Here is a 17,386-nt window from a genome sequence, read left to right on the forward strand (position 1 = left end):
AGTTCATTCCTTCAAATGAACTGCCTCAATACTCTCTGCCAGAGGGGATTCTTTTTGGCCAAAACAATAAAGCATGTACCTGTTCTACGACGGCGTCCCGGCAATCCGGAATCTCAAAACGTCTGTATAAGAATACCAAACTTGTCTACTAAATTAGGATCGAATTGCCTTCCCGCACATCTGTACAGTTCAGCGATTGCTTCCTCCTTACTCAGGGCTTGCCGGTAGGGGCGATCGCTGGTCATCGCATCAAACGCGTCAACAATAGACAACATCCGGCATTCAATAGGAATCGCTTCACCTGCCAGTCCAAGGGGATAGCCTTGGCCGTTCCACCATTCCTGATGCTTGAGTATCCAGTCAGCAATTGGCACTAAATCCGGTGCAGATACTGCTATTCGATACCCAATCTCACAGTGCTGACGCATAATAACCCATTCTTCTTCTGTCAAACGGTCAGGCTTAAAAAGGATACCATCAGGTATCCCGACTTTGCCAATGTCATGAAAGCGGGCCAACAGCCTGAGATCCGCAATACTCGTCTCCGGCAGCTCTAGAACGTCCGCAAACGCTTCTATCAGATCCTGTAATCTGTCACCATGTCCCTCAGTGATATAGTCACGGGCTTCGAGCGCCTTCATTAGAGCCTTAACAATAGCACTTCTGGTGCTTTTCTGGCGGTGGAGTTTTTCTCTATACATGCTGTCATCTGCTTGTTTCAATAAAGCATCGATATCGAGAGGAGGTTGCGTGCACACAGCGAGCCCTATTGATAAACTAATGGGAACAGTCGGGTTCTGGGCGTTGTAGGAATCAATATTTTCGCGTACTCGCTGACAACAGCTTGCGATTTCTTTTAGCGAATTACCAGGCAAAAGAATTGCGAATTCATCGCCGCCAATCCGCGCTATGAGATCACTGGAACTACAGCAGCTTTTTAATATTCCCGCAACCGCTCGCAAAACAGTATCGCCCATCGTATGACCAAGCGTGTCATTAACCATCTTCAAGCCATCAACATCGCAAATAATTATCCCGGCCGAACCATTACTCAAGCGTTGAATTTGTTTCATCTGTTCCTCAAAATAGGCCCTATTATATACTTCAGTTAATGCATCATGTAAACTGAGGAACTTCAACCGCTCTTCCATACGCTTTCGATCTGTTATGTTGCGATTAATTGCCAACACTTCATCTTCACCACTAACAACGATCCGCACTTCGTAATGTTCAACCTCTCCATGGACGGTAAGCTGGTATTCGAAATTTTGAATATCTCCGCTTGCTAATACCAATTCAACACTATGCTGCATTTTCGTTGCAATTTCCGCAGGGAATAATTCGAAAACAGTTTTCCCTAAAAACCAGTCCGGCGACATAAACAATTGTTCTTTACTTGCTTTATAATCAACAAACTTGCCATCCCGCTTGATAATGAACATGGGATCCGGTATGGCGTTGATGAGCGCCTGGTTACTGGCCTGCGAAGTTTTTAAAGCTGCCTCAGCTTGCCGGCGCTCCTGCAATTCATTCTTGTATGATCTGACAAGCGTTGCGTTGTCCAAGGCAATGGCGGCAAGATCGGCAAACCGCTGAAGCAAAGCAACCTCATGCTCAGCGAGACTTCGTCCTTGCTCAGCAAATGCCAGCCCTAATGCGCCGATCACCTTAATGCCTCGCCGTAGCGGAATGATAACAACATAATGAGTTTCATCAAAAAAAGGATGTTGTAAACGGTGCTCCCAAGTATTATAGTCATTAGCAATGGCAATTTGTCCGGTGCTATAAACCCTGCCAAGAAGGCCTTCTGTAACCTTTATCCGCTTGATTATGTCCTGAGTAAAAGCGCCTACCGCAACCTTCCTGTCAAAAACACCTGCCTCTTCATCCACCAGGGATATAAAACCATCAGGCGTACCTCTCAGGTGTGTCGCGCTGGAAACAATCATCGCCAGCAGATCATCAAGGTCTATTTTGTGCATGAGACCTACTGCGGTATCATGCAGTGAAGTCAGAATGACATTTTGACGGCTTATTATTTCCTCTCTGACCAGTAGCTCAGTAAACTGTTGCCTTAACTCTTCTTCCGATGCCAGCAATTCTTCATAAGCCGACGTAAGTTCCTCATTCAAAACACTGTATTTTTCTTCGCTTTCTCTCAGCACTGTTTCTATTGCGACAGCCTCTGTAATATCCCTTACAATACTAAATACTGCTTCGCCCTCCGGTAATTGAACTTGCTGAGAATTAACCTCTACGGGAAACCGCTCACCGTTTCGCCGTACATGAAACGTACGAAACAAGATACCATTTTGATATGCCATTCTTATTTGATCGTCAACCTGAGAAAGTGTATCCGGAGAGCGCAAATCGTAAATACACATGCTGCGTAGTTCATTAAGGGAATAACCATAGGCATTCACAGCTGCCTGATTCGCCTCTATAATTTTACCGTCTGTACTGATAACCAAAATGATATCCCGCGCTTGCTTAATTAAATTTTTGTATAATACAGCATCCTTATAATCCCACATATTCACACTGTCATCTGATGGCACCATTCTGGTATCCTCCAACGTTTATCCTTGCAACCTCAGTACTCTGTTTCTCATAGCGTGTTATATCTGAAACTTACTGACTGCATCCCTGAGGTCCATCGCCAGTCTAGCCAAAGCTTGGCTGGAAGAAGCGATTTCCTCCATGGACGCCGATTGCTCTTCGGTGGCAGCAGATACCGTCTGCGCTTCTCCTGATGCTTTTTTGCTCAATTCATCAATTTGGTTTACTGACCCGACAATCTGCTGACTGCCGGCAGCCATTTGCCCGATTGCAGTGGTTATCCCTTTGATTTGGAGAGAGACCTGAGTTACCAGTACGGCAATTTCCTCGAAAGCCTGTCCGGAAGCATTAACTACTTCTGTTCCTTTTTTGACTTCCCTCGTTCCGTGGCTCATGGCCTCCACAGCTTTATTGGTATCACCCTGAATTTCGCTAATCAGAGTGGCAATTTGCTTAGCAGCCTCTTGTGACTGCTCGGCCAGTTTCCGCACCTCTTCGGCAACTACGGCAAAACCCCGACCCTGCTCACCAGCCCGGGCTGCTTCAATAGCGGCATTGAGCGCAAGCAGGTTGGTCTGACCGGCAATGCCGGAAATCGTATCGACAATTTGCCCTATTTCCTGAGACCTTTCCCCCAGTTTGGCTACTACCCCGGCAGACGTAGCGACTGTCTGTTCCACATTGGCCATTTGGTTTACCGCCTGATGTACTGACTTATTGCCTTCGCTCGCTTTATCTGCCGCCTGCGCGGATTTCCCTGCCACGTCATTGGCATTAGCAGCCACTTGCTGGATACTGGCTGACATCTGCTGCACAACAGCAGAGGTATCGTTAGCAGTTGCCAACTGTGCTTCCATACCTTTTGCCACACCGGTAATGGAACCGGCTACCTGGCTTGCGGCTTGAGCTGACTGGTCGGCACTGGCGGTCAATTCCTCTGACGATGCTGCCACCTGTTCCACCGATACATTGACCTGTTTTAGAAGGGTACGAAGATTGCCGCGCATATCTGCCATGGCATCGGCTAATTGACCAATTTCGTCTTTCCGAATTAGGCGGCGTGGTTTGTCCCGAAAATCACCGGCGGCAAATTCTTTGCAAGCTGTTACCATAATGAGTAACGGCTTTGTTATGATTCGCGCTATGTAGAGCCCGCTCAACCCTAACATGACGAATGCAGCTACAAATATAACAATCATTTTCTGTATGGCTAGTCTAAAAGCTGCCTGGTTGTCCATATTCATTTTTTCTGATAGTGCGGCATAATGCATAGAAAGATCGCTTAGTTGTTTCATAAAATCAACAGCCAACGGATACACTTTGGTGACATATACTGCATACGCTTCGGCGTTTTTGTTTTGAAGTGCTAACTCAAGTACACTCTGCCTGGTTTCGCGAAATTTTTGTTTACTTACCTGCATTTTGTCAAATAATACTTTACCCTGAACATCTAAGTGAGCTTTTTCAACTTCTGCGAGATTAGCATTTGACTTTACCACTGTATCCTCGATAATCTTCTTTAGTTCTTGCTTTCTTCCAGCATCTGTTGTGACCACCAATTCCAGGGTTGCTGCATTGGCACGCTCTACCAACGTACAACTTTCATTTAAAAGTTTGACAGGAATCAACCGCTCCGTATAAATAGTATTCATATCTGCATTCGCCTGTTCAAGATAGTAATACCCGGTATAGCCTATAATTGTCAAAGCCAGTAATGCGACAGATATTAGAATACCTAATTTTAAACTTACCTTAATGTTGTCAAAGAATTTCATCCAGCTTCTCCTATGCTTAATATTCTACGTATCGTTGACAAGGGCACCACCGTATCTTTTCGTCAGCAATCTCATACAATCATAGTCAAACTGTTTTATAAACAATACCATAGCTTCCAGCGGTCTGGTTTTTTGCAGACAATCTCATTTTGTTAACTTCATTTAAAAGTTTTTCCAAATCAGCATAAAGGGCAGAGATATCGCCAGCGGTGGCATCTTTTTCCCGCTCGCGAATTTGTTGCAACTTCTCTTCAATTTTGTCGGTAAGTTCATTTTCTTTTTGAGTTACAGCATGTCTACTATCCATCACCGCTCTCCTTTAGTTATTATTATCCCCTTCATTGCAAAAAAGTGAAGCTCTGCTTTTTCGCTTAAAAAGATCCATCATACCACTTTTAATATAACAGGAAGAATCTATAAAAATCATGATAGAAATACACATTTCTCCATATTTTTCATTTTATTATAAATTTTTACTTATCCCTGAGCATCAATTGACATACACCGGGTCAGTCGCGTTGCAACCACTGTCAACGTTTTCCTGGTTGTCAATATTTAACCGATAACCAACGCCCCGTACCGTACTGATCAAGATCACCCGGGACAAAAAGGCTACTTTTTGACGCAGTTGTTTCACCAATGCATCGGCACTGTTGGGTACGGCTTCGCCTGGTCCCCAGATATGGCTGAGAATAGTTTCCCTGGCGACAGCTCTTTCTCTATGTTTAAGCAACAACTCTAACAACTGCCCTTCTTTCTTGGATAATCTAATACAACTGCCTCCAAAAGAAAGTATTCGCTCCTTGGGAACATAGGAAAGCCCGTTATATTCGTAATTTCCTGTCCAACTCCCGGAAACCCTCCGCGTTAAAGCATTCAGCCGGGCGAGGAGTTCCACAAACGAGAATGGTTTTACCAAAAAATCATCAGCGCCGCTTTCCAGGACTGTTATCCGGTTCTGTATCGTATTTCGGTGAATAAGCATCAAAATTGGTGTTTTCACACCCTGCTGCCGTAAAATTTTTAGAACTGCCAAGCCATTTTCCAAAGCAAGAATAATGGCATCATAATGGTCATATGACAGGAAACTAATTGCTTGTTCACTATCCTCACTCCAATCAACCTCAATTCCATTGGTCGTCAACCCATTGTTTATCATGCGTGCAGTGAGCGGTTCATCTTCAACCAACAAAATTCGCATGGCTTCTTTTTCCTTCAACATTCAATCTTCCCAGCGAAGAACGAACCCGCTTCCTCTTTCATTCTCAATGCTACAGCAAAAACGAAAAGGTTCGAGACGCCGGCGCAATTGAGCGATTAATGGATCAACAGCAGCAAGCGACACCGGCTTCTCTTTCCAAATGGCTACCGCCAAATGTTCCCGTGAGACCGGTTGCCCCTTACAACGCAGCAATACTTCAAATAAAGCTGCTTCCTTTTTTGATAGATGAATCACTTGCCCTCTAGCGACGATCGTCCGTTCGCCGTAGCGATATTCAATTGTACTGGAGTTTGCAATAATAGCCTCATCAATAGAATGGGTACGACGTATCAGGTTTTGGATTCTTGCCAAGAGTTCAGGAAATATACATGGCTTGGAGATATAATCATCAGCACCGCAGTTTAGGCCAGTGACACAATCATCCACAGAGCTGCGGGAGGTCAGCATGATGATAGGTACGTAATTTCTCCGCCGCCGTAGCAAACTGCATATTTCGATCCCATTGCACCCTGGTAGTATCCAATCGAGCAGCAGCAAATCATATTTATTTCTGTTACACAGTGTTAGTGCTTCATGACCGTCCTTGGTCCATTCGACGTTCCAACCGGCTTTTGTAAGTTGCAAAACCAGCATTTCGCCAGTAAAAGGATCATCCTCTGCCATCAGAATACGCATCCATTAGACACCCTCTTTACATATATCACCATACTCATTATAAATTACGCAATCTTATAAAATCATGAAAGTCTTCTATTTTTCACGCTGGTCTTCATAGAGTTTTTCTATTAGCAGGCGATACTCCGTCTCCACTGCTCGCAAGTTTTCTCCATAATTCCCGTCAGCGGTCCGCAGGCTGTTTTCCAGGATCATCGCGGTGCGCTGCAAACGAGGCGCGGCAAAATTCCCAGCTGCTCCTTTCAAGGTATGAACTAATCGCTCGCCCTCCCGCCATTGTCCAGCCCGGACTGAGGTGGTGAGTTCTGTCAGCAGCGGTTCAATTACAATCGGAAAACGCTTGATACATTCCTGGTAAGTAGCATAATCGCCACCTACATACGCAAGCAGTTTTGCCGAATCAAAAACCACTTCTTGTGTGATTTCACTTTCTGTTTGAGGCGCAGTTTTATCTGTCAGCACCGCATATAGTTGTGACGCCGTAAATGGTTTAACCAAATAATCATTCATACCGGCGCTAAGACACCGTTCCCGTTCATCGGCTAACGCCCCTGCGGTCAGTGCCACAATAAAAACATCACGGTTTCTCGTTGTTCCTGGAGAGCCACGTAGTAAGCGAACCGTGTCATAGCCATTTAGTCCTGGCATTTGGATATCCATCAAAACGACATCATATTTCCTATTTTCCAGTTTACGCAAGGCTTCCCGTCCATCCAATGCCACATCAGCGTCTGCGCCCATTTGCGCTAACAATTGCGCGATGAGTCTGCGATTCATCTCATTATCATCGACCAGCAGGACACGCAATCCCTTAACCACAGCCTCTGCCAGCGACCAACCAGCCTTGCTGTCTTTAATAAATTCTCCAGGCTTTAACGGCAGAGAGAACCAAAAGGTAGATCCTTTACCGACATTACTGTCAAAGGATAAATCCCCCCCCATTTTCTCAACCAACAGCTTAACGATAGACAAGCCTAAGCCAATACCGCCGTGGCGCCGTGTTGAAGCCGTATCAATCTGAAAAAACCTTTCAAAGATCAGGTCCTGATTTTCCGGTGAAATTCCAGGACCCGTATCGGTTACTGAAAATTTGATTAACTGTCTGCGGCCCTCTGCTGCAGCGGCCTGAGTAACCCGCAGGATCACCTGCCCGGACGTGGTAAATTTAACCGCATTGTCCAGCAAATTTGTTAATACCTGCCGGATTCGAACACTGTCGCCCAGCACCCAGGCAGGTAAATCCGGGTCTATGGAGGTTTCTAAAGATAGTCCTTTAGTCTGTGCTTTTGAGTTGATCAGTAACGAGGTAGAACGTATTAGGTCGACCAGGGAAAACACGTCTTCTTCAATCCGGATTACATCTGATTCCAAGCGAACAAAATCAAGAACATCGTCAAGAATTGTTACCATTGATCTGGCGCTGGCATGGATGTCGCGTACCTGATCGGCTATTTCCACCGGCAGGGACTTCGCCAGCAGCAGCTCAGAGCTAATCAGTATCCCTGTCATCGGTGTTCTTACTTCATGACTCATGTTGGCTAGAAACTCTGTCTTGGCACGAGAGGCTACTTCGGCGGCGTCCCGCGCAATCTGTAGTTCACCCTCCCGGTTACGGTTCCATAAGGCCACCGCAAAAAGCTCCCCTAACCGTTCCACCACATCGAGGTCTGCTTCGGTGTAGTCTTGTGCCGAATTGGCCAGCGTAATATGCCCCAGTAGCACCTCTCCAAACATAGCAGGCACAGTAAGATAGTTTTTTAAAGGAAGGTGCCCTCTGAGCAATCCTTTTGTTATCGGATGATTAGCTGGGTTGTTAGTGAAAAAAGCTGTACGGATATTGTGTGAATGCTCCCATAAGCCAAAATCTAAGCTGTGCTGTTCTCCCGGTAAACCATACAAGCCAGATCTAGCAGAGCACTCCGCCTGCCGCATTGTAATGAGTGTGGTACTCGGCGGGGCAGCAACTGAAGAAATAAATCCATGCTTACTTCCAGTTAATAATTTCGCTTGATTAACCACTAATTGATATATTGCGTCAGTGGTAGTATGCGGATTAATAATTGCGGCTGACAACGAGGCCAGTGCTATATTAATCATCGTCTCACGTTCTAATTTTTCATTAACATCATACAGCGTCGCTTCAGTGCGCTTTCGTTCAGTGATATCAACAAGGGTGCAGATAACGGCAGGTTGACCCTCAAACTCAATGATTAGAGCACTGATCAAAACCCAAAAAGCTTCCCGGTGGCTGCCTTTTAGCTGGATTTCCATATTTTTTACGACACCGTCTCTGTCCAACCGCGCAATCACCGTATCCCTGATTTCAGGATTAACATAGAAGCACGAAGTAGTTTTTCCCAGTATTTCTGCAGCGTTATTAGTAAACCCCATCACCAGCGCACTTTCGTTTATAAACAAAACAGTCCTGTCCGTTTGACTGGTAATAACAACTCCGATCGGAGCCGTGTTAAGTAATTCACGAAACTTACTTTCTCGCAGAAATTTCTCCTCTTCACGCTGCTTCCGCGCATCTATATCGGTGAATGTGGCAAAGATGGCATGCTGCCCTTCAAACATAATGAATCGAGCACTGATGCTATTCCAGAAAACATCACCATTTTTTCTTTTGAGTTTTGCTTGAAAATCCGTGACCTTTCCCTGCTCTTGAAGAAGTTCGAGCATTTTATTCCGTTCACCTAAATCATCCCAGAAGTCTGAGGTCGCATGACCAAGAACCGCTGCACGATCCACGCCCCCTGCATTTACTAACGCGAGCTTATTTACATACAGCAAGCTACCGTCATCTACTCTGGAAATAGAAATGGCGCTAGGCAGTAACTCGATTAATTCCCGGAACTGTTTTTCGTTGAAACGCAACGCCATTTCTGCCTGTTTTCGTTCTGTAAGGTCACGGACAACACTAAATACAACCTGCTTTATGCCTATTTTTTCTCCTCGTGCTTTTACTTCCACAGGAAATACCGTATTGTTCTTACGCCGGTGAACAGTCTCGAAGGTGATCCCGCCTTCAGCAGCCATAATTAGCTGAGAAGTAATTAATTCCTTTTGCTGTTCTGGGCGCAAATCAAAAATGTACATATTGAGAAGTTCTTCGCGCGAGTAACCATAGTTATCCTCAGCAGCTGGATTAGCTTCCATAATTCTGCCGTCTGCAGGGTCAATAAACAGCATAATATCTTGGCTGTGAGTAAAGAACACTTGGAACTTTCGCAGCTCTTCCTGCACCAGCTGGCGCTCTGCCACTTCTGCTTCCAGCGCCCTACTTAGCTGTCGCAATTCGCTGACCATCTTTGCCAGTTTGGCGTTGCTGTCATGCAGCTTCTTTTCTGCGATTCTTTGCTGAGTAATATCTGTTACAAATACTGCATTCACTACTTTATCATTCGGCCAAGAAATAGCTTTTCTTTCGAAAAAATAATGGCGATCATTACTACCGTCATAACGCTCCCACCTGTCGAACTTGCTATTATCCCCTTGCCCCAGCCGGATAGCACAATTGGGGCAAGGGGATACGAAACCAAAGACTTCATAGCAATTACGGCCAAACATTTTTTTACCGCAAACCTTATCTAACTGTTTACTGCTATAGATCAATTCAAAGGTATCTATATCAACAACATAGGCCAGGTTGCTGATTCCGGCCACAATACTTTCCAATATAGCCTGATTTTGCTGGCTGATTTTCAGGGAATACTCCATCTCGTCCCGGCTGAGAGCTTTTCCAACCAACAAGGCGATAGACTCTAATAGCTCGATAGTCGCCAGATTGAATTGGTTAGCTTGTAAGTCAGCCAATTGAATAAGGCCAAGGACAGCATCACGATAAATGATAGGCACTATGGCAACACTACGAAACCCTGCTTGGGAGCAAGCGCCCCGATACATTTTTCGCTCGTCCCCGGACAAAGTCTCACCAAAAGCTACCGAGTCATTAATCCACAAAGAGCCTGCCCTGGTGGTGACCGCCTGCTCGCAAGGCAAGCGCTTTCCCCTGACAATGCGAGTACAACTGCACTCTTCTCTTAAAATGTGGATCTGGTTCTCTGCTTCCCAAAACTCACGGCTAAAGCCACTATAGGCTTGATACGGTATATAGCCGTTGTCATTCAATACACGAATGCCCACAGCTTTGCATTTGCTTTCCTGCTGGATAAGTCTGACCACATTATCTAAAAAGTTTTGCTTTGATTCGCCAGTACTAAGACTATGGATTAGAGAGCGAGTGACCTGAAGATGGTCATTTAGTTTGTCTTTTTCTATGTCAGTACTACAAATTTGGCTTAATCCTGGGAGCTCATTCTCCACGCAAATAGTCACCCTCTCATGATTAGTTTGCTAGTGGTATATTAGCATAAATGTTAATACATTACTGTTTTGGATATTTTTATTAAACATTTTTCGACAATACCCTCTAGAATTCTTCAGAAAATAGAATATTTATTGTAAATTAGCTTTTATAATCTCATCCAGCTATTAATGGCACCCTTTACTTGAATTAAAATAGCCTTCAGGAATTTTTTTACCTGAAAGCCATAAACGTTGCTTCGGGAGCGCCCTTTAGTTGTCATTCAAAAAAAAATGAGCGCTGGCGGTCATTACCGCCAGCGCTTCTGGTTGCATAATTGCCGAACAATGGACGCTAACTATCAGCCTGATCCCGGGCCGCCCTGGCTTCATGCCAAGCATCCCGCGCCAGGTTTGTTACCCGTGGTTCAAGCTTGGCTGCCGGGCTGCCGACAACTTTACCCAAATATGACAGAGCTTTATCGTTCTGGCCGGTACGCCGGGCCAGTTCACCAATCAAATAGGTAACCGCCGCTTCGCTTAATGTGCCGATCGGTAACCGCTCCCGCATTAAAGCCTGTTCGTAATATTCACAGGCTTTAGCCAGGGCGGTTTTTTCTTCCTCATTGTCTTCACCATCACGGTATACCCAGCCAAGTTTCAAATATAATTCAGCAAGCCGGCTAGCCGGAGCAGAAATAAGGTCGGCAAAGAAGATAGCCAGCTTGTAAGTCGCAATGGCCTGTCCACGCGTCCGCTCCCCACCAAAGTTGATATTAACATCCCGCCCTGACAAAAATTTAGCAATCTTATCCTGGGCTGCAGAAGACAGTTCATCAAAGCAGGTATCAGCAGCCGCATATCCGCAGTGAGAACACACCCAAATAGTGTAATAATAAGGTTTTACATCTTGAAAATACGCGCAAAAATCGCTATCCTGCTTTACCATAACCTGGCGGCTACGCAGCCGGGTAACACTAAACTGTTTCTGACATACAGGACATTCTTTTTCTACCGAGTATGTCGGCTCTGCCATATCATCGCCTCCACATATACCTTACCATACCAAGACTTAGGTCTCAAGCAATATTTAGCAAATCCTGCTGCAAACGCCACATTCGGGAAAATATCCCTCTCTTCGCCAGTAATTGCTCCATTGTGCCCTGTTCGGCAATAGTTCCGTTTTCTAACACAAGGATCTCATCCACAGCTTCAAGGCCGGTCAGCCGGTGAGTGATAAGAATAATCGAACGATTACATGCTACTTGCAGTATATTCTCCATAACAGCCGCTTCAGCACAGGCATCAAGCCCTGCTGTTGGCTCGTCTAACAGCCATACCGGTGCCGCTTTTAACAGTGCCCGGGCCAGGGCAATGCGCTGACGTTCTCCACCAGATAGGGCCAGGCCATTCTGGCCTGTCATTGTTTCCAGGCCCTGAGGCAGCTTGTTAATAAACTCCCTTAATTGAGCACCCTCCAGGGCGTCTTTCAGCTCAGTCTCAGTGGCGTCCGGTCGTGCCAACAAAATATTGTCTCTGATGGTCGCGTTAAAAAGATAGGTATCCTGGCTGACTACGCTTAAAACCTGCCGCACGGCTTCGGGCTTATACTCTTTAATATCGTCTCCGTTTAACAGCAATTCCCCCTGGTTAGAGTCCCAAAATCGTAAGATAATCCCGGCTAATGTGCTTTTTCCCGCGCCGCTTGCCCCCACGATGGCCAGTCGTTTTGTTGCTGGCAGACTGAAGGTTATACCTGACAGGACCGGTGGCAAATCAGGCTGATGCGAAAACGACAGGTTATGGGCGGCAAGATCTATAGAGCCTGGCCGTATTGTCTTAATTCCTGAGCAGCCAACAGCAGCCGGTAGCTGAGCGACCAACTTAATGCGTTCCAGTGCAGCCATGCTCTCCTGCCAATAATAGACGATAGCTGGTAGCGGCAAAATGGCTTCAAAGCTTGCCTGCACAGCCAGTGCTGCCACTGCCAGATAAATTCCGTCAAGCCTGCCGCTGCTAATGAGCGGCGCTGCCAGAGTGATAACGGCAATAACGGTTAGATTCATCCCCAAGGTTCCCAGAGCGTCGGCCAAAGCTGCTATTACATTAGCCTGTTTTTGACTGGTTATAAATCGGCCGTTTACTGCCGCTACTTTGGCCGCTTGATTCTCATGCTGACCAAAGGCAGCCAGTTCGGTCATGCCCTCGATGCTGTCAAAGAGAGCGCCATTAAGTGCAGCCCGGGTCTTAATCACATTGCGCCCTGACTTCTGTCCAAGCTGAGCGATCAGGCCCGGTAGGACGCAGCCTGTTACCAGGAAGGCAACGGCAACAGGCCAGGCAAGCGCCGGTGCCAGCCACCCCAGCAGCAGCACCGTTGCGACAGCAGTGAGCATAGCGATCAGCGCCGGGAATACCGCGCGCAGATAAAAATATTTCAACGTCTCCACATCTGCGACAAGGCGACTAAAAACATCGCCTTTGTTAAATGCCAGCAAACCAGCTGGTGCCAGCGGCTCAAGCCGGGTATACAGCCACACCCTGATATCTGCCAGCAGCCGGAAGGTAACATCATGGCTCAAATACCGTTCTATGTAACGGCAGACAGCCCGTGTCAGGCCAAAAAACCGCACCCCGACAATGGCTACAGATAACGCAGCAACCGGCGGATGGAGAGCAGCCGCTGAAATCAGCCAAGCCGAAGCAGCTAAGAGGCCCACATTGGCATAAACAGTAAAACTGCCAAAAAAACAGGCGACAGCAGCCATCCATAGCGTACGTCGGCTGCCTGTTAAAAGTTTAAGCATACTGCCCCTCCCCGGCCTGCGAAGCCCCTACAAGCTGACTGTATACTCCCTGCCGCTTCAATAGCTCAGCATGCGTACCTGTCTCAGCGATCTTGCCTTCTGTCAGCACGATAATTTTGTCAGCCTGACGCACGGTTGTCAGGCGATGGGCAATAATAATCGCAGTCCGCCCTGTGAGCAGCCGCACCAATGCGGCATCCAACACAGCTTGTGAGGTGACGTCTAAACCACGCGCCGCCTCGTCTAAGATAAGTAGCGGCGCATCTTGTAAAAATGCCCTGGCAATCGCAAGCCGCTGGCATTCGCCGCCGCTCAAACTCCGGCCGCCTTCACCCACCAATGTATCATACCCCTCAGGCAGACGGCTAATAAAATCATGCGCCCCTGCCGCTTTCCCTGCCTGAATAACGGTATCCATCGAGGCATCGGGCTTGGCCAGACGAATATTCTCCGCCACTGTCCCCTGGAATAAATGCGGCCGTTGCGGTACAAAGGCAACATGACGCAGCCACTCAGCCGGTCTGAGTGCCGTAAGGTCTTGACCATTTACTGTAATCTTTCCTGATGCAGGCGTAATAAAGCCTAAAAGCAGGGCTGCCACCGTACTTTTACCAGCCCCGCTCGGGCCAACAATAGCCAGATGCTGACCTGCATCCACGGTAAAGGATACTCCGGTTAAAGCCGGACGTTCGCCATCTTGGTACGCGGCGTAAACCTGGTTGAACGCAAGGGCAATCTTCTGCTGGGGCAAGAACCGTTCAGTACCTGTATCGAGGCTCCCCCCGGTCAGTGCCAGCAGCCGGAAAATATCAGCAGCCGCCGTTTTGCCTGTCATTCCGGCATGAAATTGACTGCCTAAGAGCCGCAGCGGCAGATAATATTCAGGTGCTAGAAGCAGCACAAAAAAGGCCTGGGCAAAGGTAACCTCGCCGTAAAGCAGCCTGAGCCCCAGGGCTACGGCCACCAATGCCGTACTGATGGTAGCTAAAAGCTCAAGCGCCAGGGCTGACAAAAAAGCGACTTTGAGTACATCCAGGGTGGCATCCCGAAACTCCCGGCTGACTCTGCTAATGATTGTTATTTGCTCAAGGCTCCGCCCAAATAATTTCAGGGTTGTCAGCCCTGCCAATACGTCCAAAAAATGCGCGCTCAGACTGTTTAAGGTCTCCCACTGCCGGATATTCATCCTTTCAGCTGCTTTGCCGATGAGAACCATAAATACAGGGATTAGCGGCGCAGTCACCAGCATTATGACAGCCGAGGTCAGATCAAGCGGCCACACCACCATCAGGATAAATACCGGAATAAGGACAGCCTTAGCCAGTTGCGGAAGATATTTAGCAAAGTAAGGCTCCAGGTTTTCTACCCCTTCGCTCACGATATTAATTAGTTCACCGGCTGGCTGGTTGGCAAGCGTCACCGGGCCGAGGCTAAACAGATGATGTGTCAGCCGTTCCCTAAGGGCGGTCTTTACAGCTGTTGCCAGGTTAAAAGCCTGCACCCCTTCGAGATACGTAATGAGCGCCCTTAGCAACGCCAAGCCGGTAAGTAACAATAAAATACCTGAGACAGCAGCTAAATCCTGCCTGCCTAAAAAGATTCTGTCAATGACCTGGGTAAGATAGTAGGCCTGAAGAGCCGCCAACGCTCCGCCACTTATCCCCAACCCAGCAACGGCAACCAGCAGCCCCCGCTGCTTCATTGCTTCCTGGCTCAATTGTCTGTTAATCAGCTTCGTTCACCTGCCTATAAAGAGAAAACCGCCATTAGTAGGCGGTTTAGTTATGAATTCCTTCTTAGCAATATATACTACAGATACCAGCATATTCCTGCTGCTTGATCAACTTTACTGCGTAAAGAGTTATTAGCACTTTAGTTATTGTCGAATAAACCGAGCCTGCATTGCCGAGGCTTAGTGCAGGTGTGTTACCGGCCCTGTTTCTTCAAGCTGATCAACATCAACATGGAGCGTATTGCGTTTCTCAAGATAGGTGACATGGGCCGTACTCCGACCTTTATCCACATCTTCAATCCAGACATAATTATTGCGGTACTTAACGCCAATAATATCTTCGGACTTCATGATTTCTTCAGCTCTCGTCACTTTCACTTTAGCCACCCCTTTTTAGGAGTAGTATTTCACCAGGTAATCGGTTTATACTTTAAACTTTTTTACTGACTCCTGCAATTCTTCCGCCATTTTTGCCAGCACCTGACTGGACGATGCAATCTCCTGCATGGAAGCGGCCTGCTCCTCAGTAGCTGCCGAAACGGTCTGCGTTTGACCGGCAGTATCCTTACTTACACTATCGACAGTGTGAACAGCCTTAACTATTTGCTGGCTGCCAGCAGACATCTGGTGAATCGATGCCGAAATCTCTTTTATCTGAGCAGAGACTTGGGTTATCAGAGCGGCAATATCGTTAAATGATTTACCTGCCAAGCCTACAACTTCACTTCCTACCTTTACTTCGCGCGTGCCGTCGGCCATAGCTAGAACAGCTTTTTCGGTGTCTGTCTGGATCTCTTTAATTAAGTCAGCGATCTGTTTAGCGGCCAGTTGGGATTGCTCAGCCAGTTTGCGGACTTCCTCAGCGACAACGGCAAAGCCTCTACCTTGTTCTCCGGCGCGGGCAGCTTCGATCGCGGCATTAAGCGCCAGTAGATTGGTTTGACCGGCAATACCTGAAATAGTATCTACAATTTGGCCAATTTCTTTAGACCGCTCACCCAGCTTGGCAACAACGCCTGCTGAACCGGCAACAGTCTTTTCAATACTATCCATTTGTTCAACAGCGGCAGCAATCGATTGAGTTCCTGCCTGTACAGCGTGTGCAGCCTGTTCCGAGACACCGGTTACACCGCTGGCGTTAACTGCAGCATACTGAATACTTGCCGATATTTCTTCTACGATAACTACGGTGGTATCAACAGCGGTTACTTGCTGCTCAACCCCGGCAGCAACTTGGCTAATCGTTACGGCAACTTGTTGGGTCGCTTGCGCTGACTGTTCAGCGCTTGCCGTCAGCTGTTCTGAAGAAGCTGCCAGATGCTCAGCACCCTGCTGAACCTGTAAGAGCAGCACCCGCGTATTTTGCTGCAAGTGTGCCAGCGAGGCGGCGACATTACCAAATTCGTCTCCGCGCTTTAGCAGTTGAGCATCAATATGCCCAGTATAATTCCCCTCTGCCATTTGGTCTAACTGACCTGTCACTGCTTGAATCGGACGGGTAACCATCTTTGTCAGGATTATACTAAGGGCAACTCCCGCCAGCAGCGATATTATCCCGATAGTAACAGCAGTAAATACCGCATCAGTATTGCGTTTTTGCGCAGAACGCACTTTATCAGCTGCAATTTTTGAATTTTCCTCCATTGCCGCATGCAGGGTTTTTTGAATAGTTTGGGCAAACGGAGTCAAACTTCGGGTTACCAAAGCCGATTGCCCTGTCAAATCATTATATTTGAGAGTATTTCCTGCCTGTTTTTCAATAAACTGCTGCCGCAGTATTGGAATAAGCTGTTCTGTTACACCTTTTTTATAACTTGTCGTATCTTGCACTAACTTTTCAATCTTTTTCTTATTTTCCCCGGCAGTCAGTTCAAGCAGTTGTGTTTCCAATGCCAGTACATTATTCAGTTTTTCCTCAAAATTTTTGCTGTATTTGTCATCACCGTCAGCAATAAATCGCCTTATTTCCAAGACAGCCCCAGTATATTCATTTTCTGCTTTAGCAGCCAGAATGGCTCGTTGATTCGAAACTTCAATCTCTTGGATTTCTGCTTTAAGCGCATAAGACGAAAATATTGATGTTCCACTAATAATACCTAGCAAACCAAGTATGAAAATTAACGATAAACTGATTTTTACTCCCATTTTCAAATCTGCGATTGTTCTAAACAACTAAAATTCCTCCTAGTATCTATTGATAATGACGTTATATTTGTCTGCCATAATATATTTCGACATGTTTTTAATAAAAGTAAATATATTATACCGTTTTTTGTCGAAATTAGGAAATAAAAAAGGAGCCTAGATATTT

Annotated in this window: 11 protein-coding genes; all 11 read right to left on the minus strand. The window is 46.6% G+C overall.

Going from position 1 to position 17,386, the window contains the following annotated elements:
* Positions 1-113: 113 nt before the first annotated feature.
* Complete coding sequence (locus VN447_RS16495; protein ID WP_325526440.1) at positions 114-2,561, minus strand: diguanylate cyclase; 2,448 nt, start codon at positions 2,559-2,561, stop codon at positions 114-116.
* 57 nt (positions 2,562-2,618) lie between these two features.
* The gene (locus tag VN447_RS16500; protein WP_325526441.1) at positions 2,619-4,334 is read right to left on the minus strand and encodes a methyl-accepting chemotaxis protein; all 1,716 of its coding nucleotides are present in this window, start codon (positions 4,332-4,334) and stop codon (positions 2,619-2,621) included.
* A gap of 85 nt (positions 4,335-4,419) precedes the next feature.
* On the minus strand, positions 4,420-4,641 hold the full coding sequence (locus VN447_RS16505) for a hypothetical protein (RefSeq protein ID WP_325526442.1): 222 nt from the start codon (positions 4,639-4,641) through the stop codon (positions 4,420-4,422).
* A 183-nt stretch (positions 4,642-4,824) separates the two neighbouring features.
* A complete protein-coding gene (locus tag VN447_RS16510) occupies positions 4,825-5,556 on the minus strand; it encodes a response regulator transcription factor (protein ID WP_325526443.1) in 732 nt (243 codons plus the stop codon).
* Complete coding sequence (locus tag VN447_RS16515) at positions 5,557-6,231, minus strand: response regulator transcription factor (protein ID WP_325526444.1); 675 nt, start codon at positions 6,229-6,231, stop codon at positions 5,557-5,559.
* A gap of 75 nt (positions 6,232-6,306) precedes the next feature.
* Positions 6,307-10,557, minus strand: coding sequence for a PAS domain S-box protein (locus tag VN447_RS16520; RefSeq protein ID WP_325526445.1), 4,251 nt, complete (start codon positions 10,555-10,557; stop codon positions 6,307-6,309).
* A 334-nt stretch (positions 10,558-10,891) separates the two neighbouring features.
* Complete coding sequence (locus VN447_RS16525; protein ID WP_325526446.1) at positions 10,892-11,572, minus strand: DUF2225 domain-containing protein; 681 nt, start codon at positions 11,570-11,572, stop codon at positions 10,892-10,894.
* A 43-nt stretch (positions 11,573-11,615) separates the two neighbouring features.
* Positions 11,616-13,343 (minus strand): thiol reductant ABC exporter subunit CydC, encoded by a 1,728-nt coding sequence (cydC, locus tag VN447_RS16530; protein WP_325526447.1) that lies wholly within the window; start codon positions 13,341-13,343, stop codon positions 11,616-11,618.
* Entirely contained in the window at positions 13,336-15,060 is a 1,725-nt protein-coding gene (cydD, locus tag VN447_RS16535; RefSeq protein ID WP_325526448.1) for a thiol reductant ABC exporter subunit CydD, read from the minus strand. The genes cydC and cydD overlap by 8 nt, the downstream gene beginning before the upstream one ends.
* Before the next feature lie 195 nt (positions 15,061-15,255).
* Positions 15,256-15,453 carry an H-type small acid-soluble spore protein gene (locus VN447_RS16540; protein ID WP_325526449.1) on the minus strand — a complete coding sequence of 66 codons (198 nt, stop codon included), beginning with the start codon at positions 15,451-15,453 and terminating at the stop codon, positions 15,256-15,258.
* Between the two features lie 45 nt (positions 15,454-15,498).
* Positions 15,499-17,247: a methyl-accepting chemotaxis protein gene (locus tag VN447_RS16545; RefSeq protein WP_325526450.1), complete on the minus strand. Its 1,749-nt coding sequence runs from the start codon at positions 17,245-17,247 to the stop codon at positions 15,499-15,501.
* Positions 17,248-17,386: the final 139 nt, after the last annotated feature.

It is taken from the genome of Sporomusa sp., assembly GCF_035561155.1.
Lineage (GTDB): Bacteria > Bacillota > Negativicutes > Sporomusales > Sporomusaceae > Sporomusa.